The organism is Thermoproteus sp. CP80, assembly GCF_002077075.2.
In the GTDB taxonomy this organism is placed as follows: Archaea; Thermoproteota; Thermoprotei; order Thermoproteales; family Thermoproteaceae; genus Thermoproteus.
In genome coordinates, this window is record NZ_LCWM02000013.1 from 1 (window position 1) to 24514 (window position 24514).

Here is a 24514-nt window from a genome sequence, read left to right on the forward strand (position 1 = left end):
AGCTTCGGGCTCTACGCCGCTCCGATCGTCATCGCCGGCGATGGCAAGGTTTATAACTTTACTGCCCCGTTTGTATGTGAGCTTGGCCGATGAGATCAAGCGGGTTTTGATGGAGCGGCCGGAGATCCTAGTGGAGGTCCTCACGGCTAAGCCTGAGATCGTCTATGAGGCGCTGGCTAGGCTGATGCCCTGGCAGAACCTGGCCACCAAGGACGACTTGAGGAGGTTGGAGGAGAAGATGGTTACGAAGGAGGATCTTAAGAGATTGGAGGAGAGAATGGCGACTAAGGAGGAATTGAAAAAATTGGAGGAGAGGGTTGATAGGATTGAGGAGAGGATGGCTACCAAGGAGGATTTAAAGAGACTGGAGGAAAGGATGGCAACTAAGGAGGAGCTGAGGGCGGTCGAGACATCCCTCAGGGAGGAAATAAGGAATGTCGAGACATCCCTTAGAGAGGATATGAGGAAGGTTGAGGCATCCCTCAGGGAGGATATGAGGGGGCTCTGGCTTGCACTAAACGCCCTGGGCGCCAGGTGGGGTGTGTTCAGCGAGGATGCGTTTAGGAGCGGCGTTAGGGAGCTGCTTAGGGATGCGGGGTATGCCGTGGAGAGGTGGGTTTATTACGACGATAGGGGCTACGTCTACGGCTACCCAAGCGAGGTTGAGCTGGACGTAATAATTAGGGATGGGAGGACCCTAGCCGTTGAGATAACATCGGCCCTGAAGAGGGGCGACCTACAGCAGATTAGGAGGAAGGTTGAGCTGTTTAGTACGGTCACTGGTAGGAGGGTCGACGCCGTTTACGTGATAACGCCGTTCATCCACGACAGGAACCCCGACGCCGTGGCGGCCGTCGCGAGCTCCATGGGCATCGTCGTAGTGTGGCCCAGGCCGTGACGCGGCCGACCTCCAGGGGGGCTGCGCCCGCCGGTTAGGTGGGATGGGGGCGATGCGTGGCCATAAATGAGGGCCGGCCTGCCTAGCTGGGCGCGCCTGGGGCGCGGCTGGGCCCTCAAGTCGTCGCGACTACCGGCATGTGGCGCCTCCTCCAGTCCTCGACTATCTCGAGGACCATCAGGGTCTCGGTCCTCTGTATGTCCTGGAGCGAGGCCAGGTAGGATACCAGGAAGGACGAGAGCTGCTTTATGTCGCGGGCCCAGACCTTGAGGAGGAGGTCGTAGGGGCCTGTGATTATGTAGGCCTCCTCGACGAAGGGGAGGTCGCCCTTGCCCGAGCAGTCGGCCAGGATCTTCTCGGCGAGCTGCTCCTGGAGCGGCTTCTCGCCTCTGAACTCGCCCCTCCTCACGCTCGCCATGACGAAGGCCAGCACTTGGTACCCCAGGAGGAACGGGTTCACGACCGCCTTGTAGCCTATTATGTAGCCCTTGTCCTCCAGCCTCTTGATCCTGGAGGCTATGGTGGTCTTCGGCCTGTTCACCACGTCCGCGAGCTCCTGGAGCGTCTTCTTGCCGTCCATCTGCAGCAGCTCCAGCAGTTTCTTGTCTATCTCGTCCATGCGGGATATATTCTCGCGGGGTTATTAAACAATTCGGAATTAAGACCGCCGTCAGTCGCCGACCTTCCCGCTCGGGGGGGATATGTAGTTGGAGATATCCTCGGCGAGGTCGGCCAGGGTCTCCGCCACGAATATGGGGGCGCCCGACCTCACGGCGAGCGCCACGGCGTCGCTGGGCCTGGCGTCGAAGGCGTGGCTTCTGCCCGAGCTGTCCTTGACGTAGAGGGTGGCGGTGTAGGTGCCGTTTATCATGGCGTCTATCGTCACCTTCTCCACCGCGGCGCCCAGCGTCTCGAGGATCTCGATGAGGAGGTCGTGGCTCAGGGGGCGCGGGAAGTCGAGCTCCCCCAGGCCCTTCTTTATGGATATCATCTCGGAGCTCCCGATTATTATGGGGAGGGCCCTGTCGTCCCACTCGTCCGTGCCTATGAGCATGACGCCGACCTGCTGGCCCGCCCTGTCGTAGGCCTCGATGACTGAGATCAGCTCCCCCTTCAGATATCTAACCATCGACTCTACCTCAACCGGCTTATAAATCAATTGGAGCCCGGGGGCAACGTTTTTAACGGCGCAGGCGGGGCCGGCCGTGATGACGGAAGCGGCGCCGATGGGTGACGCGTCCTAAACCAGGCTGAGGGCGTCCGCCGTCGCGCCTGAAGTCGACGGCGCCGCCCCGACGGCCGGGGAGGCAGGGGGCCTGCAGGCTCCCCATGCCTTCGACGTCAGCAGCCCCACCCGCTCCTCGCGGCGCGCCTGACGAGGGGGTCGGCCACCCTGTAGGCCTCACCCTTCTCCAGCCACCCCTCGTCCACCAGGGATTTGATCAATCTGCCGACCTCGGCGTCGTTGACTGGCCCCTCTCTTATCTCTAGGTACCTCTTTATCTCGGACCACGTGGCGCCCTCGGCCGCCGCCGCGACTATGTGGAGATAGCGCATGGAGCCCCTCAGCCTCACGAATCTGCAGAACTCGCCCCAGGCGAGGCGCGCCGCCTTGTCCGCGGCCTCCTCGATCAGCCCCTCGGTGAGCCTGCCGGCCCTCACCGCCTCGAGGCCTAGGTAGGAGAGCCACCCTATGACGCCGCCGAGGCTGTCCACGGCGCGTTCGAGCAGCGCGGGGCTGTGCTCCACGCCGGCCTCCGAGAGGCCTCTGGACAGGAACTCCAGGGCCTTCTCCCGCGGGAGGGGGCCGAGCCTCACCACCTGGACGCGCCGCCCGTATAGGGGCGACTCGGGGTCCTCCAGCTTGAGCAGCCTGTGCATGAGGCCCGCCTTGGAGCCGGTGAGCAGGAAGGCCAGGTTCCTCAGGTTGTCGTAGGCCCAGGCGAGCACCGGCGCGAGGGAGCCTCCCTTGAGCTTGTAGAGCTCCTGCGCCTCGTCGAGCACGACGACCAGCCGGCGGGATTCCGACCCAGCCCATTCGTCGAGGGCCTTGAGCACCTCGGGCGGAGGGGGCCGGCGGCTGCCTCTGGCGAACTCCACCTCGACGCCGGCGACAGACACGCCGGAGATGCGCGAGAGGAACTCCGCAGCCCTCCTCGACCTCGGGAGCGCGGACCGCAACGCGGCGTAGAAGTCGTCCCAGGTGAGGTACTGGCGCCACTCGAACTCCCTCAGGTCCACATACGCCCGGGGCATGTCGTGCGTGGCGGCCCTGGCGAGCGAGGTCTTCCCGACGCGCCTCATGCCCAGCAGAAGCACCAGCCTCCCGGCGCCCAGCGCCCCCCGGAGCTCCCCGAACTCGGCCTCCCTGTCGAAGAGCTCCTCGGGCCTGTCCACCGGCGCCTCTCTGAACAACATACCTCCCAAGTAACTTGGGAGGTATAAAGTTTAGCGCCTGGGCCGCATCGGCCCGGATCGCGGAATGCCCGCCGTCGAGGCCGCGCGGGCTCCGCCGGGCCGCCGCGGGAGGCCGGGGCCTGGAGGCAGGCCCGCCCCCTCACCCCCAGGTCCCCCTGACGACCCAGACGGGCTCCTCAGTCGGCTGTATCTCCCGGGGCTCCGCCCTGTACCTCTCCACGACCCTCTCGTTCACGTCGACGCCTATGCCCGGCCTGCTGGGGACCTCGACGGAGCTGTCGACCACCCTGAACGGATCGCCTATGAGGTCCCTCTTCCATCTGGGCCAGAAGTCGTAGAAGGACTCCAGCCTGTAGAGGGTGGGCGTTACGGCTGAGAGCTGGACCTCCACGGCGAATTGGACGGGGCCGTAGGCGTTGTGATAGGACACCTCCACGCTGAAGGCCTCGGCGAGCGTCGCCGTCTTGACGCTGCCGGTGACGCCGCCTATGTTGCAGGCGTCGGGCTGTATCACGTCGACGAGCCCCTCGGCCAGATACTGCAGAGCCTCCTTGACGCTTATGAGCCGCTCGCCCATGGCCACCCGCAGGCCGGTCGCGGCCTTGTACTTCCTGTAGGCCTCCAGGTCCTCGTGGTGGACCGGCTCCTCCATGAAATACGGGCCGTACGGCTCCAGCCTCTTGGCTATCTCCACGGCCGCGTTGGCGTCGAAACGCCCGTGGTGTTCTATCAACACGTCGACCTCCTCGCCGACGGCCTCCCTGACGGCGGCCACTATCTCCTCCGCCTCCTTGAGCCTCCTGGGGGATATGCTGTTGAAGCTGTCGCGGAACGGGTCGAACTTGAGGGCTGTGTACCCCCTCCCAACCACCTCCCTGGCCCTCTCGGCGAAGCAGCCCGCGTCCCTACAGCCCCCATACCAGCCGTTGGCGTATACGGGGACCCTCCTGCGTATGGCCCCGCCGAGGAGCTCGTGGAGCGGCGCGCCGAGCTCCCTGGCCTTCAGGTCCCAGAGCGCCATGTCTATAGCGCTGAGGGCCGTCGCGCTCTCGAAGGAGCGGGATAGGAAGAAGTCCTGGCGGTACCACTCGTAGAAGCCGGCGTAGATCTCGTGGGGGTCCCTCCCCACGAAGGCCTTGGCCGCCTGCCTCACCGCCGAGACGACGGGCAGCACCCTCAACGTGGGGACGGCCTCGCCGTAGGAGGCCCTCCCGTCCGACGTGACGACCTTGACCAGTATCGAGTAGGAGGCCCATCTGGCGTCGGCCTCCTGCTCGTAGAGGACTATGGGCTCTATCTCCGATATCTTCGCCATGTCGGAACGGGAAACTCTATTTATAGATGTCGTTTTAGGGGGCATGGACATAATAGCGCCTGTCGTCACGCCCTTTAGAAACGGCAGGCTCGACCTCGACCTATACGCCGAGCATATAAGGAACATAACGGCGAAGGGGGTCGACGCTATATTCGTGGCGGGGACCACCGGGCTGGGCCCGGCTCTCTCCGTGGAGGAGAGGAAGGCCCTTCTGGAGGCCGCCGCGTCGGCCGCGAGGCGGGTCATATTCCAGGTGGGCTCGCTCGTCCTGGACCAGGCGTTGGCCCTGGCCAAATACGCCGAGAGGTTCGACGCGGTCGAGGCGATAGCCTCCGTCCCGCCCTACTATTTCCCCAGGCTCTCCGAGAGGCAGATAGCGAAGTACTTCAGAGACCTCTGCGCCGCCACCACCCGGCCGGTCTACCTATACAACTACCCCGCGGCGGTCGGGAGGGATGTCGACGCCAAGGCGGCCAGGGAGATAGGATGCCTCAAGGGCGTCAAGGACACCAACGACAGCATAGCGCATACGCTCGCGTACAAGAGGCTCATGCCCCACATGAGGGTCTACAACGGGTCGGACTCCTTGGTCCTGGCCTCGTTCTCCGTGGGCCTGGACGGCGTCGTCGCCTCGTCGGCCAACTACGTCCCCGAGGTCCTGGCCCGGCTCAGGGAGTACGTCGCACGCGGCGATCTGGAGCGCGCCCGCTCTCTGCAGTTCGCTATAGACGAGGTGCTGGAGGCGGCCAGGCCCCTGGGGTATTCATCGGCGGTGTACGAACTGGTCGAGATATTCCAGGGCTACGACGCGGGCGAGCCGAGGCCTCCCATATATCCGCTGGACCCCGAGGAGAGGGCCTGGCTGAGGGCGGCGGTGGCTCAGGCCAGGTCCAAGCTCGCTCCATGATCAGGCTGGCCGCCCTCGGCGAGCCCCTGGTGCAGCTGAACGCCGTGACGCCGGGCCCCCTGCGATACGTCAACTACTTCGAGAGGCATGTGGCGGGGTCCGAGGCCAATTTCTGCGTCGCCGCCGTGATGGCCGGCGCGTCCTGCGGGCTGGTGGCCAGAGTCGGCGACGACGAGTTCGGGAGGGCCATTCTGGAATACCTGAGGGGGAGGGGCGTCGACGTGTCGAGGGTCAAGGTCGACGGGGAAGCGCCGACGGGCATATACTTCGTCCAGAGGCATTACCCCGTGCCCGGCCGATCCGTGCTGGTCTACTACAGAAGGGGGAGCGCCGGCAGCCGCCTCTCGCCCGAGGACGTCGACGTCGGCTACCTCAGGTCGGCCGACGCGGTCCACTCGACGGGGATAACCCTAGCCATAAGCGAGTCGGCCAGAGAGGCGGTCTACCTCGCCTTCGAGCACGCGGCCAGGAGGACCTTCGACACCAACATAAGGCCGGCTCTATGGCGTAGCCCCGAGGCGGCGAGGGAGGCCGTGTTGAGGGCTCTGAGAGGGGGCGTGGAGGTGCTCTTCACGGACCCCGACGACACCAAGATAGTGCTGGGGACCGCGGACCCCGAGGAGGCCTATCGGAGATATAGGGAGCTGGGGGTCGATACGTTGGTCTACAAGGAGGGGGCGAGGGGCGCCTACGTGTTCCACGACGGGGGCAGATACTTCAGGAGGGCCTACGCGGTACCCGTGGAGGACCCCACTGGGGCCGGCGACGCCATGGCGGGCTACTTCACGGCGTTGTACCTATCCGGCGCCCCGCCGGAGAGGGCTCTGGACCTGGCCGCAGCCGCGTCCACCCTCGTGGTCACGGTGAGGGGCGACAACGAGGCCGTGCCCACGCCGGCCGAGGCGGAGAGGCTTCTGTCGTCGCTATGAGGAGCGCCGTCTTGGGCAACGGGAGGCTGACGGTCCTGCTGGACAAGAACTTCTACGTGGCCGATCTCTACTACCCCTACGTCGGCCGCTACAACCACGCCTTCGGCGGGAGGTTCAAGGTCGGCGTATGGCACGACGGGAAGTTCGCCTGGCTGGAGTCCGTGGAGAAGTCCGTGGAGATGGAGGGACTCACGGCGAGGATGAGGGCCAAATGGGATGGGCTCGACATGGAGTTCCACGACTTCGTGGACTTCGGCAGAGACGTGTACGTGAGGAGGGTCGACATAAGGGGCGGCGGCCTCGTCAGGGTGCTGTTCTACCAGGACTTCAGGGTGATGGAGGCGCCGCAGGGCGACACGGCCTTCTACGACCCCGAGGCGGACGCCGTCATCCACTACAAGGAGGGCTACTGGTTCCTGGTCGGCTCGAGCCACCAGCTCTACGAGTACAACATAGGGCGGAGGGACGCCGGCGTCGTGCTGAGGGACTGCGAGGACGGGACGCTGGGCAAGAACCCCATAGCGCAGGGCTCCGTCGACTCGGCCGTGTCGATCGCCTACCCCAGCTTCTACTACTGGATAGTCGCCGGGAGGAGCAGGGAGGACGTGCTGGAGGTGCACAGATCGCTTAGGGCCAAGCCGCAGTACTACGAGAGGAGGAACGTCGGGTACTGGCGGGCGATCGCCGAGCGCCATCCGGAGAGGCTCGCGGCCCAGTCCGTGGCGGTTCTGCTGGCCCACATAGGGGACAACGGGGCGATCGCCGCGTCCCTCGACACGGACATACTCAGGTTCAACCTGGATACGTACGCATACGTCTGGCCCCGCGACGCGGCCTACGTGGCCATGGCCCTCGACGAGTACGGATACACCGCCGTGACCAAGAAGTTCTACCAGTTCGCCCTCTCGCTCCTGGCCAAGGCCCGCTCCGGCTATTTCTTCCAGAAGTACAACCCGGACGGCACCTTCGGCTCCACGTGGCATCCCTGGACGGCGAGGGGGAGGAAGTCCCTGAACATACAGGAGGACGAGACCGCTATCTTCATACACGCGCTGTGGCGCTATCTGGAGCTCTCGAGGGACTACGACCTCATGAGGCAGGCCTATTCGCTGATCAGAGAGGCGGCGGACTTCATGGCCAACTTCAGGGACGAGAGGCTGGGCCTGCCGCTGGAGTCCTACGACCTCTGGGAGGAGAGGCTGGGCGTACACGCCTACACCGCCGCGTCGGTCTACGCCGGCCTGAAGGCCGCCGCCAGGTTCGCCGACCATTTGGGCGAGGCCGAGGACTCGGACCGCTGGATATCCGCCGCGAGGTCCGTCAAGGAGGCCGTGGCCGAGCACATGTTCGACAGATCGCTGGGCAGGTTCGTGAGGACCGTCAGGATAGACGACGGGAAGGTCGTCGAGGTGGACAGGACCGTCGACGCCAGCCTTCTGGCCCTGCCCCTCCTAGGCGTCTTCGAGCCCGACGACCCCATGGTCGTGTCCACGGTCAAGGCCGTGGAGGAGGCCCTTTGGGTTAAGGGCGTCGGCGGATTGGCGAGATACGAGGGGGACCACTACCAGAGGGTGCCGGGGGACTACTCGGGGATACCGGGCAACCCCTGGATAATAACGACCATGTGGCTTGCCGAGTACTACGCGTCGCTGGGCCAGGCGACCAGGGCCGAGGAGCTCGTCAGGTGGGCCGAGGCGAGGGCAGGCCCGTCGGGGCTGCTGCCGGAGCAGATAAGCCCCTTCGACGGCTCGCCCGTCTCCGTCCAGCCGCTGGCCTGGAGCCACGCCGAGTATCTGAGGGCGCTGTACGCCATCAAGCGGACTTGCTGCGTGGGGGGTCAGCCGTAGCCTATAAGGACTCCGAGAGCTCCGCCGGCGATCGCCACCGCCCCGAGGCCCACGACCAGGGGCACTATCCTCCTGCTCGAGGCCAGCTTGAGCAACGCGTCTATCAGCAACAGGCTCACCACCGTGGCCACCACCGCGGCGACGGCCAGGCCCTGCGGCGACACCAAGGACGCCGCCGTCAGCACCTCGCGGCGCGAGGCCAGGAGGGGCAACGCCGACGCGCCCAGCGCGGCCGGTATGAGGGCCAGGAAGGACAGCCTAAAGGCGTCCCTGGGCCTCACACCCATGAGCAACATGGCGGAGACCGTTATGCCGGATCTGCTGACGCCGGGAAACGCCGCCAGGCCTTGAGCCACGCCGATCAGGACCAGATCGGCGATCCTCAGGTCCGTGAGGCCCTTGGTGGGCGTATGTCTCTCCCTCGCCGTCTTTATGAGCAGCCCGTCGGCGATGAGGACGAGGCCGAGGGCTATCATGGGCAGGCCCACGACGGGCCCCGAGATGGAGCTGAAGTAGAGGTATATGGGCGCCGCGACCATCGCCGTAACGGCCGTGACCACGACTAGGTACTTCAGGAGGAGCCTATCCTCGGCCGAGCCCCTCAGGGCGAGGGCCTTCAGCACGCCCCACACCTCCCTCCTGAAGTATATGACGGCCGCCGCCAGCGTGGCGAACTCGAGGAATAGGCCGAAGGCGTAGGCCGCGCCGAAGGACAGCCCCAGCAGGTAGGTCGAGGCGAACATTATCTGGGTCTTGCTGCTGATGGGCAGCCACTCGCTCACGCCTTGGACCAAGCCGAGGACGAGCCCGTCGACAGCCCAGCTCATGGCGCTCCCGCAGATCCAATATATAAGTATGAGGGGGCGTGGGCGGAGGGGCCTCCCAACCGTCTGCCCTCGACGAGCTCCAACAACGGCTTCCACATCTACATGGGGACGTCAATACCCTTGTTCCTCTCGTCTATGCGGTTCGACTCCACGGAAGATGCGCCTTCGCCGTGGGCTCGGCGCTACGTAAAATTTATTTTCCAACGAAGGACGCATTGGCATGAGCCTTGTCAAGCGCGTAGTAGGGGAGATGGAGGGGCAGAGGGCCCTCGCCGACTGCGAGATCAAGGACTTCGAGGCCTTTTCGTCTCTAGTGCCGCCGAGCCTCCAGGCGGCTGTCCTCGAGGCGATCCGCGCGGGCTCCGTGCCGCCGAGCCTCCAGCCGCTCTTCAGAAGGCTGAGGGACGCGGGGGTCATGGTCTGCCTATGAGCTTTTCTTGGGACGACGTCAACGCGTTGAGGCACTACGGCAAGTTCATCAAGGCGGGGGGAGGCATCGGCGAGGTCAGAAAGGCCCTGGCCTGGAGCACTTGGTACGCCGTCAAGTGGTGGAGCGAGCTGAAGCACGAACTGGGCATAGACGCCGACAGGAACATCTTGGGCAAGGCCCTCTTCATGTCCCTGAGGGCCCGCGGCATCATCGACGACGGCGGCAGGCTGGTCAAGAGGGTCGAGACGCCGCCGAGGCCCGTCAACCCGTACTCGGCCGAGTTCGTGGAGCTGCACGACTCCTTCGACGCGCTCGGCGCGGTCGAGGTGGCCAAGGGCGCCGTCGATAGGGACAAGCTGAGGATCCTCTACTCCTCCATGCTGGCGCAGGGGTGGTACGACATCATGAGGGAGACCTTCCTCGACCTGGTCGAGATAGGGCGGTACCTCAACATAGTGGAGCCCCACTGCAAGGAGGGCCAGCTGGCCTACGCCGTGCTCAGGAGGCATCAGCCCGAGAGGTACCTCGCCTACGATCCGGATCCCGACGACGTGGAGGCGACAGCCTCGTTGCTGGGCGCCTCCCCGAACGTCTGCGCCGGCAAGGTCTGCGTGCTGCAGACCCCGACCATCTGCGGCCCGGCGGCCCGCGAGGTCGCGTCGAAGTTCGCGGGCGCCTTCGACGCGGTGCTGCTCTTCCACACGCTCTATTGGATGGCCGACCCGCTGGCGGAGCTCAGATGCCTCAAGGCCCTCCTGAGGCCGGGCGGGCGTCTGCTGGTCGGGCAGCAGGTGGTCGAGTCGACGCCGGGGCTGCTCGCCGTGGTTGTGTCCTTCGGCGCGAAGCACGTCTTCCGCTGGAGGGACGTAGAGGCGCTCCTGGACGCCGCCGGCTTCGAAAAGGAGAGGAGGTACACGCGCTACTCGCCGTATTACATCGCCGTCTGGAGGGCCGCTCAGTAGAGCCCGTCGTCCGCCAGGCGGTACTGTATCTTCACGTCGGGCGCCATGCCCGGCACGTCGAGAGGCCACATGTGGCCCTCGGGCTTCTGCTTAGAGGGCCTCGACATCATGAACCGGGCGTTGACGCTGTGGGCCAGGACGTTGCCTCCCGCAGGCCTCTTGAGGCTGGTCATGAAGGCCTCCGGCACGTCCATGACCTGGTTCGTGAACACGACGAGGGCGCTGAAGACCCTCGCGTGGCGTCTGAACCAGTCGACCAGGTAGTGGAGCCTCTGCTGCCTCTCGGAGAGGCTCTCCCTCCCCACGAACTCGGCCCTGTAGAGGGCCGTGATCGTGTCCACGACGACGGCCCGCGCCCCCTCCCTCAAGTGGCCGGGCAACTCGGACTTCACGAAGGCCTCCAGCGCCGAGACGTTGTCGGGGACGTAGACCGATATCTTGTCCAACACGGCCTCGGGCTCGGCCCCGAACCTCCTCGCGATCCTCTCGACGAGCCCCGGGCTGAAGGTGCCCTCGGTGTCTATATAGACGGCGCCGCCGAAGCCCTCCGCGACCGACCTCACAGCTATTTGGTGGGCCAGCATGGACTTGCCGGCGCCGAACTCGCCGGCGAACTCGTATATGAAGGCCTCCCGCAACCCTCCCCACGGCGTCTTCTCGTCGAGCTCCGCCACGCCCGTCTTGACGGCCCTGTGCTGCGCCTTAAGGAGCTCCGATGCCTTCACGGCCCTGGGCCTTCTGCCCAGCGCCTCCCTGGCCCTGGCCAGAAGCCTCTCGGCCGTCGACGGCTCTATGCCGGCGTCCACCAGCTCGTCCACGGTGAACTCCACCAGGTGCTCCAGGGAGATGACGCCGAGCTCCTCCAGCTTCCTCCTGGTCGCCGGGCCCGCCTCGAGCTCGTCGAGCCAGCTCTCCCCCTCCCTCTTCCTAGACATATGCTGTAGGGCGCCGCTATTTAAAGGAATTTCTCCAGGAACTTATAGACCGTGTTGAGTATCACCTCGTTGGCGCCCTCGTATATCTCGGTGGCCTTGGCGTCGCGGTACAGCATCTCGACCTTGGAGTCCGTCGAGTAGCCGAAGCCCCCCATCACCTGCATGGCGGTCCTCGCCGCGTCGACGGCGAGGCGGGACGCGAGGACCTTCGCGAGCTGGGCGTACATGGGGAAGGCCGGGTCCTTCAGGTCCCTATAGAGCGCCGCCGTGTAGACCACGTGCCTCACGGCCTCCGTCTGCGCGTGCACGTTGGCGAGGTAGTGCTGCACTATCTGGAGGTCCGCGAGAGGCCTCCCGAAGGCCGTCCGCCTCTTGGTGTAGGCGTAGGCCTCCTCGAAGGCCGCCTGGGCTATGCCCAGCCCTATGGCGCCGACGCAGGTCCTGCCGTTGTTGAGGTCGTCGAGCACCACCTGGAACCCCTCGTTGAGCCTCCCCACGAGCGCCTCCTCGCCGACGCGGCAGTCGTTGAGCCTCACCTCGGCCGTGCCCGTCCCGTGGACCCCCATGACCCTCACGGGCGAGACCTCCACGCACTGGGACCGCTCCACCAGGAAGAGGCTTATCGACCTATGTCTGAGCTCCGGGGGGCCGGTCCTCGCGGCGACCAGATAGGCGTCCGCGTAGAGGCCGGAGGTTATCCACAGCTTCACCCCGCTTATGGCCCACTCGCCGCCTCTCCTCTCGGCCCTCGTCTGTATGGCGGCGGCGTCCGAGCCGCAGCAGGGCTCCGATAGGGCGAAGGCGACTATCCTCCTGCCCTTCGCCGCGTCCTCGAGCCACTTCTCCCTCACGGCCTCCGTGGCGTAGTGGTAGAGGTTGTAGGCTATCATGGAGCCCTGGACCTCCATCACGGTGGCCAGCGCCGGGCTGGCCTTCGCTATCTCCTCGACCGCCACCACCATGCTCCTGAAGTCGAGGCCGGCGCCGCCGTATTCTTGCGGTATGTGGGGCGCCAATAGGCCGAGGTCTCCCATCTCCCGCAGAAGGTCGCGGGGGTACTCGCCCTCGTCTATCCTCCTCGCGGCCGGCGCCACCCTCCTCTCGGCGAACTCCCTCGCCGTCTTCCTGACGAGGGAGTGCTCCTCCGAGAGCTGGGGGTAGCTATACATAGTCCTTCCCGACCACGTTCCTCGCTATTATCAGCTTCATTATGTTCTCGGCGCCTTCGGCCCCCACGTAGTACGAGAGGGCCCCCAGGAGGACCCTCGCCACGTTGGTCTCCTTGAAGTAGGACGCGCCGCCGAACCACTTCATGACCTCCAGCGCGGTCTCCACGGCGAGACCTACGGCGAGGTATTTGGCCACGGCGCCGGCCGTCGCGATGTCCCCTATGGAGAGGGCCGGGTCGCCTCTGTACAGCCTGTCGGCTATCCAGGCGGCTTTATACACGGCGAGCCTCGCGGCCTCCAGGCGGGCGTAGAGCTCGGCGAGCTTGAAGGAGACCGCTTGATACGACGCGATGGGCCTGCCGAACACCGCCCTCTGCCTGATCCACTCGAGCCCGCGGTCCAGGAGCCATCTGGCCGCCCCGACGGACGCCGCGCCGATGACCGTCCTGGCCAGGTTGAAGCCCTCCATGGCTATCTTGAAGCCTCCGTTGAGCTCGCCGAGCATGAAGCGGTCCTCCACGGGCAGCCCCTCGAGCCTCAAGTAGCCGGTGGGCAGGCCGTGGCGCCCTATCTCCTCCCAGTCCCTGTGCTCGAACCCCTCGACGCGCGTCCCCCTCCTCTTGAGGGGCGCCAGGAAGGTAGATATGCCCCTGTGTTTATCCTCGGGCCGGCCCGTCCTCGTTATGGCCACGAGCCCCCCGCCGTAGGGCAGATTGAGTATCGTGGTGACGCCGGTGACCATGTTCTTCTCGCCGTACAGCCTCCAGACGCCGCCGTCCCTCACGGCCTTGGTCTGGAAGGAGGCCACGTCGCTACCGCCCTGGGGCTCCGTGGAGCCTATCCCTATGAACGCCCTGCCCTTGGTCACCTCGGGCAGGACCTCCTCCTTCACGTCGTCTCTGGCGTACCTCTGGACGATGAAGGGCCAGGCCGTTTCGAGCAAGACGTAGACGGGCGTGGCGAGGGAGGGGTCTGCGTAGGCAAGCTCCTCCACGGCTAGGGCGGCCTGCAGGAACGTGCCGTCCTGCCCGCCGTATCTGGAGCTCAGCGGTATCCCGATGAGCCCGGCGTCGCCGAGCCTAGCCGCGACCTCCTCAATGGGCCACTTCCTCTCGTCTATCTCGACCCACCTCGGCGCTATTTCCCTCTCGGCGAACGATCTGACGGACTCCAGGAACATCTTGTCCTCCCCAGATATAGAGAACTCCATAGACTACAGATTGCGGAATTTAATAAACGTTGGCCTGCCTTCCCGAGGGCCGACGGCCGGCGCGCCGTGCATCATCCGGCGTCCATGGATCCCCTGCCGGGGCCTCGCGTGGGCAGCCCATGCGGGATGGGGCCGCTACGTCGAGCGCCTCTCTGAAGGCCCTGGCGGCCGGCCTCCCGCGACGGCTCTCCCTGCCTGGCATGCCCGCCACAGATGGCGGGGATCGCCGAGGGCCGGCCCGCCTCCTATTGGGACCTGCAGAGCGATTTGAGCGACTCCGGCCTCAGGAGATCCCTTATGGAGATGACGCCGTACAGCCTACCCCCCTTGGTCACCACGAGGTGCCTGATGTTGTATCTCCACATGAGCTCCGCCGCCCTAGAGACGGGCTCGCTTGCCTCCACCGAGATCACGCCGGGGGACATGAAGGCCTCCACCGGCGACGATAGGGCCATCCTCATGTTGAGCGCCTTCACCACGTCCCTCTCTGATATGACGGCCAGGGCCGCGTCGGGCTCCTCGGGCCTCACCACCACGAGCGCGCCTATGTTGTGCTCCACGAGCCTATCGACGGCCTCCAGCAGGGTGGCCTGCGGCGTTATGGTCACGGGCGGCCTCCTCACCAGGTCGCCTGCCTTCAGTCCTCCGGCGGGGGCCACCATACCCTCTCGCCCAGGCGCTTTATCACGAAATCCTCCAGGAGGTCGCGCATGGAGATGACGCCCCTCAACGCGCCGGCCTCGTCCACCACCACGAGATGCCTAATGCCCCTATTCCTCATCTTCCTCAGGGCCGAGTAGACGTCCTCCTTGACGCCGGCCGTGACCAAAGACCCCATGGTGGCTATGGACTCCACGGGGTCCTCGAGCCTCGCCCCGCGCGCGAGCCCCCTTATCACGTCCCTCTCGGTCACGATCCCCACCGGCCTGCCGGAGCCGTCAACGAGGACCGCCGAGCCCACGTTGTTGTCCGCCATGAGCCTGACCGCCTTTATTATCGGGTCGGCCGGGCTCGCCACCACGGGGCTTCTCTTGATCAAATCGCCGACGGAGGACATCAGCCCAGGAACTTCCTGTACTTGCCGAGGGCTATTATGTTGGGCTCGCTGCGGGGCATCCTCAGCAGGGCCCTGTACGCCACGCTCCCTCTGGGGCTCACGCCCATGTAGTCCATGGCCTCCCTCACCACCTTCACGAACTCCTCGCCGAGATATTTAGCGGCTACCTCCTCGTCGAAGAACTCCGAGTCGTACTCCCACTCCTTCTTGAGCGTGGGCAACGCCTTGAGCACCTCGTCCAGTTTGTCCTCCCTGGCCAGCTTGACCACATAGGGCGCATCTAGGAATACGGGCGGGGCCCCCATGGCGTACCAAGCCGCCGTGTAGACTATGGCGCGGGGCATGTTGACCGCGCCGTCTTGCGTCAAGAACTGGCGCCCATAGACCTTCCAGCTCACCCTATCCCTGGTGGAGGGAACCAGCCTGGCCACCTCCAGCAACACGTCGATGTATTTGGCGACGAGCGCCTTGTAGCTGGCGGCCGCCTCGCCTATATGGCTCTCCACGCCCTCGACGCGGCGCGGCGAAACGCAACAGGCGTTAAGTATCGAGTCCCTCACCTTCGCGTAGTCGTCGTAGGACACGTCGTATCTGACCGCCGACTGTATCGTGGCCGTGTGGTAGCCGGAGTACTGGAGCACCTCCAGGTGCGCCAGCGCGTAGTTGTTGAGGGCGCCCCTGAAGGGCGGGGAGCCCATGCCCAATATGGGGTGTATCTTGACCCCGAGCTCCTCCTCGGCCCTCTTGACGCTTGAAAGCACCGCCGCTATCGCGAGCGCCGAGGCGATATGGCCGTACTTAACCGCCGAGTCCGACTTGCCGAGAAAAAGCCTTATGGGCCTCTTCCCCCTCTCCTTGGCTATCTCGGCTATAAGCGCCATGAACTTCAGCTGGGCGTAGGCGTCCTCTATCAGCGGTATGACGTCGATGTCGGACATGTCGAGCCCAGTCTCCTCGCGGTATATCTGCACCTTCTTTCTGAGCATGCGGCCCACCAGCAGCACCGTATCTAGGTCCTCCACCATGGGCAACACCACCCACCTCACCGCCTGGGTCCCCATGTATTTTATCGAGAAGTAGTTGGCCACTATGGCGGCCTCGAGGACCAGCATGGCGCGGTCGAAATCCTCCAGCTTGGGGTTGGGCAGGCGGGGCGTCACGAAGAACCTCTCGCCGATCTTGAGGCCCGCGGCGTAGGCCCTCATCACGATCTCCTTGGGCTGGCTATACGGCGTCGTCTTGCCCTCGTAGTCCACCATGACCTCCTCGCATCCATACGCTGTGTAGTCCACCAGCGCCTCGTCCACCTCCTCCCCCGCCGTTATCTTCACCGTCGTGTCGGGATGTTGCGTGCACATCATGCGCGGAACCATATGCGGAGGATTTACCAGAAATATAAACTTTTTATCTTTACTAATCTATTTCATAAAATATAATTATAAATATTGATTAAGTATTGACTTGTTGAAAAAGTTTAAAAATAGGGTGCAACGGCCGCCGCATGAGGGCAGCCGTCCTGGCTAGGTACAACGAGCCGCTCGCGGTGGAGGACGTCGACGTGGAGAGGCCCAGAGACGGCGAGGTCAAGCTGGCCGTCAGATCCGCGGGCGTGTGCCACAGCGATCTCTACGTGCTGGAGGGAGCCACGCCCGTGCCTCCCCCTCTGGTGCCGGGCCACGAGGCCGTCGCCGAGGTGGCAGAGGTGGGGCCGGGGGTCTCGGGGCTGGAGCCGGGCGACGTGGTCGTGACCAGCTTCATATGGCCCTGCGGCAGGTGCAGAAACTGCGCCCGAGGCCGCGAAAACCTCTGCGAGAGGTTCTCCGAGGTGAGGCTGAAGGGGGTTCTCCTCGACGGCACGTCCAGGCTGAGGCTGAGGAGGACCGGCGAAGCCCTCAGGGTATTTCTGGGCGGGCTTTGGGCGGAGGAGGCGGTGGTCCCGGCATCCGCCGTAGCCAAGTTGCCCGAGAGGCTACGGGGGAGGCCGGAGATGGCCATGTTGGGCTGCGCCTATCTGACCGCATACGGCGCCGTTGTCAACTCGGCCTCAGTCCAGCCCGGCGACGTCGTCGTGGTGGTCGGCACGGGCGGCGTTGGGCTGGCGGCGGTGCAGATGGCGAAGGCGGTGGGGGCCGAGGTCGTCGCCGTCGGCAGGAACCCCGAAAAGCTGAAGCTGGCCAGGGAGATGGGGGCCCGCGCGGTCGACGTGCGCGACGGAGCCGTCGAGGCGGTGAAGGAGTTGACGGGCGGCAGGGGGGCCGACGTGGTCATAGAGGCCGTCGGGTCTGACCCCACGGTGGACCTCTCGGTGGAGCTCGCGGGGCCCGGGGGGAGGGTGGTGCTGGTGGGGCTGGCCCCCGTGGGCCACAGGGCGCCGCTACACCTCGCGAAGGTGGTCAGAGGCGGCATCGCGGTGGTGGGGAGCTACGGGGCGAGGCCCCGCGTGGATCTGCCCAAGGTGATCTCGCTGGTCGAGAGGGGTATGTTGAGGCCGGAGCTCCTGGCCGGCGGCTTCTACAAGCTCGAGCAGATAAACGAGGCCGTGGAGGCCCTCAGGAGCGGCAGATCCATAAGGCCCATAGTGGTGCCGTGATAGTTACGCTAAAGGTCAGGAGGTTCCGCGGCGGCGAGTCCTATGTGCAGGAATACAGAGTGGACGTGCGGGATCTGAGGACCACGGTGCTCGACCTATTGATAAAAGTCAAGGATAATTTGGACGGCTCCCTGGCATTCAGATACGCCTGTAGGATGGGCCTATGCGGCGCCTGCACCGTCAAGATAAACGGCAGGCCTAGGCTCGCCTGCGCCACCAAGCTGGTAGACCTCGGGACGGACACCATCGTCGTGGAGCCTGTGGCCGACCGCGTCGTGAAGGACCTCGTCGTCGACGGCTGACGGCTCGACACCAGATCGGGGACAATGTTTTAATTTGGCTGGAGGTATGACCCTGTGAAGGCCTTGATACACGTGGATAGGGAAGATCAGGTGGCCATGTCGATAGCGCTCTCCAACGCGGAGAACCTCCTGGAGGCGGTGCCGGGGGCCGAGGTGGCCGTGGTCGCCAATGGAGATGCCGTGTTGTTCTTCGTCAAGCAGGCGCCGGCCAGCCTGAGGGACAGGCTTTCCGCCCTGGCCGCCAGGGGCGTCAAGTTCTACGTCTGTAGCAACTCCCTCAGGGCTCACGGTATAAGCCGCGACGAGCTTCTCCCCCTCGCCGAGGTCGTCCCGGCGGGGATAGTCAAGATATTGGAGCTACAGGAGGCCGGATATCGCTACGTCAAGCCGTAGCCCATGTTGCACGAGCTGCTTCTGGCGGTCCACATAACGGGCGTCGTCGGGTGGGCGGGCTTGACGGCCGGCGGCTACTTCGTGTTGGCCGGATGCGGGGAGGCCGGGTTCCCCAGATACGCCAAGTTGGTCTACCTCCAGCTCCTCTCGGCCCTGTCGATATTCGCCACGGGCCTCGCCATGGCCGCGCAGGCCTACGGGCTCCTCCGCCCCCCGCTCTGGATATCGGCCGCCCTGGTCGTCGCCGCCGTCATGGGCGCGCTCGAGGCCGTGCACGTGGCCGCGGCGCGGAGGGGATATCGGGCCTACATGAGGGCCGTGAGGCCTCTGGTACCTCTGTGGGCGGTCGGCTACGTCGCCATGCTCTACCTAATGGTCTTCAAACCCGGGTGACGCCGCCGTCCGCGGGGCCGGGCGCTACGCCTCCCCGGGCGCGAGCGGCCTTAGGCCGAACAGGCTGGCGTGGGTCTCCATCATGCACATGTCCTCGAAGAGGGCGATGCCATCCGCCTCCAGGGCCTCGCGGACGCCGGGCGGCGCCCTTATGCCCAGCTGGAGCCACACGGCCTTGACGTCGCCTTTCTCCCGCCGCCTCCTCAAGACCTCCTCCGCTATCTTGGGCACCTCCTCCGACGGCCGGAAGACCTGCACCACGTCTATGGGCTCGGGCACCTCGAGTATGGACCGATAGGCCTTCTCGCCCAATATCTCGCCCGCAGATGGGTTGATGGGGACTATCCTGTAGCCAGCCCTCTTGAGGTAGAGAGGCACCACGTGGGCCCACTTGGAGGGATCCCTCGAGGCGCCCACGACCGCGATCGTCCGCAGCTTGAACACATCCCCTACGTCCATGTACGTCCCGATCTCCCCATTTATCTCTTATCTTAAGACCACCTGCCGCAGCGGCCCAGCTTGGCGGTGTCTGCGTAGAGGGCCAAGGCAGACAGCCCGCGGCTTCGCCCATTGAGGAGGGCTCGGCACCAGCTCCGACTGATCGTCGGCCGCCAGCCCCAGTTGGAAAACCAGCGCGAAGGGGGTTGCCGCCTCCCTCTGGAGCAACGACTAGAGCCCCCGTGATCTCGCCCCGCCTCGCCGACGCCCCCGACTGGGTAGGCGTCGATCCCTATGAAGGCCCTCAGCCGTCCCTCGGTCCGCGCGGCGGCCGAGGCGTCTACGGGCCCGCTGATTCCGTAACGCAACCCTTCTGGCCCTACGGGGACGGCCTCGCCGACGGGCGGCATCGGCGTTGGGACTCGCTGGGGGTGCCGCCGTTGTCCGCGCCCCGGCGTGCCACGGCCTGGGGCCGTCACCTTTTGACTATCTTTAGGGCCTCCTCCCTGAGGCCCATCTTGCCCTCGCAGAAGATCCTTCTGTCCATCTCCTCGACGCGCCGCACCGTAGGCCTAAACTCCATCTTAGCCAAGACGTCTCTCTCCAGGTCTATCCCGGGCGCGATCTCGACGAGCTCCACACCGTCTTGGGTCAGCTTGAAGACGGCTCTCTCAGTGACGTAGAGGACCTCCTTGCCCTCCTCCACGGCGTATCTACCGCTGAACACTATCTTGTAGACCTTCGCCACGAATTTAGTGATGGGGCCGTCCTCGCCGATGGCCAAGCCGCAGTTCTTGACATCCATTTTCCTCCTCCCGGCCGTGAAGCCGCCGGCGAAGTACACCCTCGGCGACCCGATGGCGATAACCGGGAAGCCGCCGGGCCCCGGCAGCCGGCCGGGGAGGAACGCGGGGTTCACGTTGCCCTCGGCATCGACCTGGAGGAAGCCCAGCGACGTGGCGTCTATGGCGCCGCCCTCGTACAGGACGAACTGCTCCGGCATGGGGATCACGGCGTAGTGGCCCATGGCCGCCCCGAAGTCCGCGTCCATGAGCGCGTAGCCGCCCCAGGGACCCGACTCAACGGTGAGGTGGATAAAGTCGTCAAGCCGCTCCTCCCGGATCACGTCGGCGGCCAGAGCCGGGATCCCGATGCCTAGGTTCACCACGACCGGCCTCCCCAAGGCGCCGATCAGCTTCACGAGTTCCAGCACCACCCTCCTCGCCACCGCCTTGTCCGCGGTGAGGGGCGCCGGCTCGTAGGCCACCCTATAGGGCACGTCCCCGCTGATGATCGGGTTCAGGTCGAAGGAGGCGGTCTGCCAGTGGTACTTCTCCACCTCGGTGCCCCGCCTTGCGACCACCACGTAGTCCACAAGCGGGCCCGGCACGACCACGTGCTTGGGATGTATCTCGCCGAGCGTCACGACCCTCAGCACCTGGGCGATCACGAGGCCGCCGGGATGCGCCTTGGCCGCCTGGACGAAGGCGAGAACCGACCCGTACATGGCCTCCTGCTCCATGCTCAAGTTGCCTATCTCGTCCGCCGTCGTCGCCCTCACGAGGGCAACGTCGGGCTTGGGCGCCTTGTAGAGCAGATACTCCCTGCCGTCCAGGACGACGCGCTCCACCGCGGCGGTCCTCCTCTCCCTGGCGAGGCCGTTGAGGAAGCCGCCGTCCTGCCGCGGGTCGATGAAGGTGCCGAGGCCCACCCTGCTGAGGACTCCGGGCGTCCCCAGCGCCGCCGTCCTCAGCCACCTCGTCACGATACCTATGGGCCACGTGTAGGCCTCCACCAAGTTCTCCATGACGGCCTTCTGCAGCTCCGGCGCCCAGCCGTAGAACGGCAGGAGGAAGCCGCGTACGAAGTCCTGCCCCGGCTCCTCCAGTATGAGCCTCCCCACCTTGTCCAGCCCAAACCCCGGTATCGCCGGGATCGCGTCTGAGATTATGAAGAGGTTCTTGGGATGCCCGGTCTCTCTGTAGCGCTGGATCAACACGTCGATGAGGTAGAACGGAGACAGAGCGGCGTTGAAGCCGGATATCGCCACCACCGCATTGTCCGGAATCCTCGACACGGCCTCCCAAGCCGAGACGAATTTCCTTATCATGCGGCCGCGACCGCAGAGGCTTATATGTCGAATTACGTCCAACGCGGAAACGTCCTCCCGGCGCCGCGCCGATCGGCACAGCGCCGCGGCGGACCCCGCCGTCTGCCCCATCATGCCCCAAGCCCTCCTCGCCGCCGCGTTCCACGGAGGGCGACCCGCGGCCTTCGGCCCCAGGTGCGCCGTCGGCCGGCGGGAAGTCGACGCCCCGTCGCTGGCCGGGAGCCGCCGGCGGACCGCCGCAGGCGCCGTCGCCGCGTCGGGCAGATCCGGCGCCTATCCGCCCAGAGGGGTCGCACATCCCTCTAGTCCAAGGCGTTGGGGGATGGGGCAAGCCGGGCGTGGGGGGCCGGGCTCGCGATGGGCCATACCTGGAGCAGGCCGCCGTAGCCGAAGAACGGCTCTAGGCCGTGTCGAAGCCCCTCAGCAAGGCTGGGGTAGAGCTCCGCCGATCGGCCGCCTCCTGCCCGCGCCTCAGTCCTGGAAATTGGCGACGTTCTTCCACCGGCGCTGGACCGCGGCCGTGCCGGCTCGCAGCCGCGAGGAAGCCGGCGCCGGCCTAGGCGCGTATGCGGCGCGGGTATGCCCGCTACTCGACGACCGCCCCGTAGATCGCGTCTATGCCGAGCTGCCGCGCCCGCTCCAGCGCCTCCTTGTCGATGTCGACTGCGACGATTATGAGTCTCTCGGCCTTCCTCCCGAGGATCCTCTCCACGATCCCTGCCTTCTCGTAGAACCACTCCACGTCCTCTAGCTCCGCGTGGGACTTAACCTCTACCAGGTACATCTTCCCGTCGTGGATGTACACATCCACCTCGATCCTGGCGCCACTCCTGTAGAACCTCCCGTCTACGTCGGTATAGACGAACTTCTCCACCCTCCCGGGCTCAATACCCCTCTCCTCCAGGGCATGGCGGTAGAGCTCGAGCACGGCCCTCTCGAGGTCCCTGCCCCACCTCCTCCCAAGGGAGCCCACAGCCACCTTGAGCTCGCCGACCGCCCTGGTCAGCTCCTCCAGCCGCCTCTCATGTCCCTCCAACAGCTTGGACTGCTCCTCGAGAGCCTTGAACGTCCCCTCGAAGCCCTCCCTCACGTAGCTGGCCAGCAGCTTCACGGCGTCCGCCACCTCCTTTACCTCCTCAGACCTAGCCCTCAGCACAGCTCTGGTCACAACCTCTTCCAGTCGTTGCCAGTCCAGCTCCATGCCCACGACGCCTTAGCGCGACCTACATATAAGCTTTTAATGGAAGCCCTCAGGCCGCGCCTTGAGCATCCCCAACCCCTCTGAGCCGCATGGGGGCATGTGCGCCTGCGGGCGCAGGGCGGGCGCGGCGGGGCCGTCCAAGGCGCTAACTTCGGCGTCGTTGCGGCGTCATCTCAGTAGGCCATCCCGCCGCAGATCCGGCGCCGCGCGCTCCGAGGATTTCGCGTTTACGTCGTCCCTCCGCGCCGCCGAGGCGTGCGGCGGCAGGCGTATCGCGACGGCTCGACGCAGCCGTAGCTCCGTCGCGGGCCCCGCGGTCTCCGCCGAGCGGGGCCTCCGCCATAAGGATTTAAACCTACGGTTAGAGCGTGGGGGACCTCCTGATCCAGATAAACCTGGCCAAGGAGGAGGTCGGATCTGCGAGGTCTCTGCTGGACAGGTTGGGGATAAGCTACAGCCTAGTCGAGTCGGGGGACAGGGTCAGCCTGATCATAGCGGGGCGGCACGCGATGGCCTTCGCCGCGGCATACGCGGCGATTGTGGACAAGCTGGAGGGAGAGGCGCTCGAGCTGGTGTACCTAGCCGGGGAGCTGATCGTGGAGGACCTCGGGAAGTACGCCGTGTTCAGGGCGCCGACGCCGAAGGAGGCCAGGGAGGCCGTCGAGCACATCTCGTTCCTGGCGAGGGCCGAGGCCAGAGGCCGTGTGGTCAAGGCGGGCGGGGAGTTCGTCACGCGGCTCCTAGACGTCTCCCTCAACTTCAGGCAGATGAGGAGGGGGCTGGCCCGAGAGGTGAAGAGCTTCGTAGGGCAGATCTACGACCCCCGGAGAAAGGCCGTCCACGTGCCGCTACGCCTACATCGGCGCTATGTGGAGCTCTACATCCCCCGCGCGGCGGGGACGCGGGTCGACGTGCCCGGCGGCTGGCTCCAGCTCGTCATCGGCAACGGCGTCATATCGGGATGGGACGTCATGCCGCCCGACTTCATGGAGCCGTTGGAGATGCGCCGCCTCGGCTCCTATACGGCGGATATAGAGGGCGCTGAGGCCGAGGTGGATCTCTACGCCCTGGGCGAGTACTGGAAGGTCGCCGTAGTCAAGGGCGTAGATGCCGCAACCCTCCTCGACTACCTAGACATAGAGGGGAATATCCCCGAACAAGACGGCAAGCTCTACCTCTCCCGGTGGGCAACGGCCGAGCTCCTCAGGCGAGGCGTCCTCAGAAAAAATGGATAGCGCCCAACGGCCCTCCGCAGAGCCGGAGAGGATCGCGGCCTTCCGCTGTCGACACGCCGTCTGCGGCGATCCCTACGGCCGCGGGCGGAGCCTCCCTGCCCTTCGCGGCGCTGGCCCTCGTCACGGCCGCCGCTCCGGTCAACGGGCTCGCCGGCGAAGACGCCGCTGCGGGCTTGGCCGTCGCACCATAGCCTCAGACCTCATACACATAATGTCGAAGGTCATGAGGTTCGAAATAAGGCGAATATCTCCAGCCTCTTAACTTCACCACACGGCCTAGCCCGAGGCGCTCCAACTCCTCGTTTAGCTTGGCCAGGAAGACTAGGGCAGGGCTACAGGAGCCCATCAACTACGTAGGTCCCTCCCATCAGCCTTGCCCTATACCTCTTGTGGGGCTCCAGGCTCCTAAGCGTGAAGGCGTCCCGCGTAATCCAAACCACGTTCTGCCCGCTCCGCGCAGCCATAACTTATCTTTTCCACTCTATCCTCCGCTACCTCCTTCGGAAACCTACGAATCCCCACGTTCCCTCCCGCACAGGTCTTTATATGTACTCATCTCGACACGGCCAAGTTCGGCCTCTCTGGGCCTCGTCTTTCTGCAACCCGGCGGAGGCCGTAGACGCCTTGGCCTCCCTCGGCTTGGCTCTACGCCAGGGAGGTCGCGGTCTACGCAGACATGAGCTGACTTCGTAGTCCCCAGCGGCATGATGGACGGCCAGATGGCCGAGGTCAGCGCGCTGGACGTCGACGGCCTCCACGATGCCAGCGCCATAGCCTACAGCGCCAGATACGCCCCCGCCTTCTATAGTCCCCTCTCCATCGCCGCCTCATCGGCGACAGGAGAACCCACTGGACCCGAGAGGCGCCCGCGAAGGTGCCAACGAGCGCTATGAAGATAAACCAGTGGATCGCGTCGTTCTTCACGTTCCGATCCACGGAAATCTCGCT

The 24514-nt window shown here is 65.3% G+C and carries 25 protein-coding genes and 1 pseudogene; 12 read left to right on the forward strand and 14 right to left on the reverse strand.

Annotation, left to right across the window (positions count from 1 at the left end):
• The first annotated feature begins 76 nt into the window (after positions 1-76).
• Positions 77-898 (forward strand): PD-(D/E)XK nuclease family protein, encoded by an 822-nt coding sequence (locus B7L68_RS03885; RefSeq protein WP_081246381.1) that lies wholly within the window; start codon positions 77-79, stop codon positions 896-898.
• 115 nt (positions 899-1013) lie between these two features.
• Here B7L68_RS03885 and B7L68_RS03890 read toward each other — a convergent pair whose 3' ends face one another.
• The 4 genes from B7L68_RS03890 to B7L68_RS03905 all read right to left on the reverse strand — a co-directional run bounded on the left by B7L68_RS03890 (position 1014) and on the right by B7L68_RS03905 (position 4631).
• The gene (locus tag B7L68_RS03890) at positions 1014-1517 is read right to left on the reverse strand and encodes an Lrp/AsnC family transcriptional regulator (protein WP_081246382.1); all 504 of its coding nucleotides are present in this window, start codon (positions 1515-1517) and stop codon (positions 1014-1016) included.
• 51 nt (positions 1518-1568) lie between these two features.
• The gene (locus B7L68_RS03895) at positions 1569-2027 is read right to left on the reverse strand and encodes a bifunctional nuclease family protein (RefSeq protein ID WP_081246383.1); all 459 of its coding nucleotides are present in this window, start codon (positions 2025-2027) and stop codon (positions 1569-1571) included.
• Between the two features lie 212 nt (positions 2028-2239).
• The gene (locus B7L68_RS03900; protein WP_081246384.1) at positions 2240-3316 is read right to left on the reverse strand and encodes an ATP-binding protein; all 1077 of its coding nucleotides are present in this window, start codon (positions 3314-3316) and stop codon (positions 2240-2242) included.
• 139 nt (positions 3317-3455) lie between these two features.
• Positions 3456-4631, reverse strand: a complete 1176-nt coding sequence (locus B7L68_RS03905; RefSeq protein WP_081246385.1) for a mandelate racemase/muconate lactonizing enzyme family protein — start codon at positions 4629-4631, stop codon at positions 3456-3458.
• 43 nt (positions 4632-4674) lie between these two features.
• Here B7L68_RS03905 and B7L68_RS03910 point away from each other — a divergent pair, with 43 nt between their 5' ends.
• From B7L68_RS03910 to B7L68_RS03920, 3 genes are read left to right on the forward strand one after another with little or no spacing between them, the layout of a single operon-like run.
• Positions 4675-5538, forward strand: coding sequence for a bifunctional 2-dehydro-3-deoxy-phosphogluconate/2-dehydro-3-deoxy-6-phosphogalactonate aldolase (locus B7L68_RS03910; RefSeq protein WP_081246386.1), 864 nt, complete (start codon positions 4675-4677; stop codon positions 5536-5538).
• On the forward strand, positions 5535-6467 hold the full coding sequence (gene kdgK / locus B7L68_RS03915; protein ID WP_081246387.1) for a bifunctional 2-dehydro-3-deoxygluconokinase/2-dehydro-3-deoxygalactonokinase: 933 nt from the start codon (positions 5535-5537) through the stop codon (positions 6465-6467). Before B7L68_RS03910 ends, kdgK begins: the two co-directional genes overlap by 4 nt.
• Positions 6464-8314: a glycoside hydrolase family 15 protein gene (locus tag B7L68_RS03920; protein WP_081246388.1), complete on the forward strand. Its 1851-nt coding sequence runs from the start codon at positions 6464-6466 to the stop codon at positions 8312-8314. Before kdgK ends, B7L68_RS03920 begins: the two co-directional genes overlap by 4 nt.
• On the opposite strand, the gene B7L68_RS03925 is transcribed toward B7L68_RS03920, so the two are convergent.
• Positions 8305-9141 carry an undecaprenyl-diphosphate phosphatase gene (locus B7L68_RS03925; protein ID WP_081246389.1) on the reverse strand — a complete coding sequence of 279 codons (837 nt, stop codon included), beginning with the start codon at positions 9139-9141 and terminating at the stop codon, positions 8305-8307. The two genes, B7L68_RS03920 and B7L68_RS03925, sit on opposite strands and share 10 nt — an antisense overlap.
• Positions 9142-9361: 220 nt before the next feature.
• Here B7L68_RS03925 and B7L68_RS03930 point away from each other — a divergent pair, with 220 nt between their 5' ends.
• Both B7L68_RS03930 and B7L68_RS03935 read left to right on the forward strand, forming a co-directional pair.
• A complete protein-coding gene (locus B7L68_RS03930; protein ID WP_081246390.1) occupies positions 9362-9571 on the forward strand; it encodes a hypothetical protein in 210 nt (69 codons plus the stop codon).
• Positions 9568-10533, forward strand: coding sequence for a class I SAM-dependent methyltransferase (locus tag B7L68_RS03935; protein ID WP_081246391.1), 966 nt, complete (start codon positions 9568-9570; stop codon positions 10531-10533). Before B7L68_RS03930 ends, B7L68_RS03935 begins: the two co-directional genes overlap by 4 nt.
• Here B7L68_RS03935 and B7L68_RS03940 read toward each other — a convergent pair.
• The 6 genes from B7L68_RS03940 to ppcA all read right to left on the reverse strand — a co-directional run bounded on the left by B7L68_RS03940 (position 10527) and on the right by ppcA (position 16277).
• The gene (locus tag B7L68_RS03940; protein ID WP_081246392.1) at positions 10527-11468 is read right to left on the reverse strand and encodes an ATPase domain-containing protein; all 942 of its coding nucleotides are present in this window, start codon (positions 11466-11468) and stop codon (positions 10527-10529) included. The two genes, B7L68_RS03935 and B7L68_RS03940, sit on opposite strands and share 7 nt — an antisense overlap.
• Before the next feature lie 20 nt (positions 11469-11488).
• Positions 11489-12637, reverse strand: a complete 1149-nt coding sequence (locus B7L68_RS03945) for an acyl-CoA dehydrogenase family protein (RefSeq protein ID WP_081246393.1) — start codon at positions 12635-12637, stop codon at positions 11489-11491.
• Positions 12630-13847: an acyl-CoA dehydrogenase family protein gene (locus tag B7L68_RS03950; protein WP_081246394.1), complete on the reverse strand. Its 1218-nt coding sequence runs from the start codon at positions 13845-13847 to the stop codon at positions 12630-12632. The genes B7L68_RS03945 and B7L68_RS03950 overlap by 8 nt, the downstream gene beginning before the upstream one ends.
• Positions 13848-14092: 245 nt before the next feature.
• A complete protein-coding gene (locus tag B7L68_RS03955; protein ID WP_081246395.1) occupies positions 14093-14509 on the reverse strand; it encodes a CBS domain-containing protein in 417 nt (138 codons plus the stop codon).
• Positions 14485-14904: a CBS domain-containing protein gene (locus B7L68_RS03960; protein ID WP_081246396.1), complete on the reverse strand. Its 420-nt coding sequence runs from the start codon at positions 14902-14904 to the stop codon at positions 14485-14487. The genes B7L68_RS03955 and B7L68_RS03960 overlap by 25 nt, the downstream gene beginning before the upstream one ends.
• Complete coding sequence (ppcA, locus tag B7L68_RS03965) at positions 14904-16277, reverse strand: phosphoenolpyruvate carboxylase (protein ID WP_081246397.1); 1374 nt, start codon at positions 16275-16277, stop codon at positions 14904-14906. Before ppcA ends, B7L68_RS03960 begins: the two co-directional genes overlap by 1 nt.
• Positions 16278-16405: 128 nt before the next feature.
• On the opposite strand from ppcA, the gene B7L68_RS03970 reads away from it, so the two are divergent.
• Genes B7L68_RS03970 through B7L68_RS03985 form a run of 4 tightly spaced genes read left to right on the forward strand, consistent with a single transcriptional unit; the run spans position 16406 to position 18582 of the window.
• Complete coding sequence (locus B7L68_RS03970; protein WP_081246398.1) at positions 16406-17494, forward strand: zinc-binding dehydrogenase; 1089 nt, start codon at positions 16406-16408, stop codon at positions 17492-17494.
• Entirely contained in the window at positions 17491-17796 is a 306-nt protein-coding gene (locus B7L68_RS03975) for a 2Fe-2S iron-sulfur cluster-binding protein (protein ID WP_081246399.1), read from the forward strand. Before B7L68_RS03970 ends, B7L68_RS03975 begins: the two co-directional genes overlap by 4 nt.
• 54 nt (positions 17797-17850) lie before the next feature.
• Complete coding sequence (locus B7L68_RS03980; RefSeq protein WP_238136315.1) at positions 17851-18189, forward strand: DsrE family protein; 339 nt, start codon at positions 17851-17853, stop codon at positions 18187-18189.
• 3 nt (positions 18190-18192) lie between these two features.
• Positions 18193-18582 carry a hypothetical protein gene (locus B7L68_RS03985; protein ID WP_081246400.1) on the forward strand — a complete coding sequence of 130 codons (390 nt, stop codon included), beginning with the start codon at positions 18193-18195 and terminating at the stop codon, positions 18580-18582.
• 24 nt (positions 18583-18606) lie between these two features.
• Here B7L68_RS03985 and B7L68_RS03990 read toward each other — a convergent pair whose 3' ends face one another.
• The 3 genes from B7L68_RS03990 to B7L68_RS04000 all read right to left on the reverse strand — a co-directional run bounded on the left by B7L68_RS03990 (position 18607) and on the right by B7L68_RS04000 (position 22331).
• The gene (locus B7L68_RS03990; protein ID WP_081246401.1) at positions 18607-19041 is read right to left on the reverse strand and encodes a CoA-binding protein; all 435 of its coding nucleotides are present in this window, start codon (positions 19039-19041) and stop codon (positions 18607-18609) included.
• 454 nt (positions 19042-19495) lie between these two features.
• Positions 19496-21130, reverse strand: a complete 1635-nt coding sequence (locus B7L68_RS03995; protein WP_081246402.1) for an acyl CoA:acetate/3-ketoacid CoA transferase — start codon at positions 21128-21130, stop codon at positions 19496-19498.
• 586 nt (positions 21131-21716) lie between these two features.
• A complete protein-coding gene (locus B7L68_RS04000) occupies positions 21717-22331 on the reverse strand; it encodes a DUF3782 domain-containing protein (RefSeq protein ID WP_081246420.1) in 615 nt (204 codons plus the stop codon).
• A gap of 368 nt (positions 22332-22699) precedes the next feature.
• Here B7L68_RS04000 and B7L68_RS04005 point away from each other — a divergent pair, with 368 nt between their 5' ends.
• Positions 22700-23566 (forward strand): hypothetical protein, encoded by an 867-nt coding sequence (locus B7L68_RS04005; protein ID WP_081246403.1) that lies wholly within the window; start codon positions 22700-22702, stop codon positions 23564-23566.
• 692 nt (positions 23567-24258) lie between these two features.
• Positions 24259-24459, forward strand: a pseudogene (locus B7L68_RS04010) (porphobilinogen synthase); the annotation flags it as partial.
• Between the last annotated feature and the right edge of the window lie 55 nt (positions 24460-24514).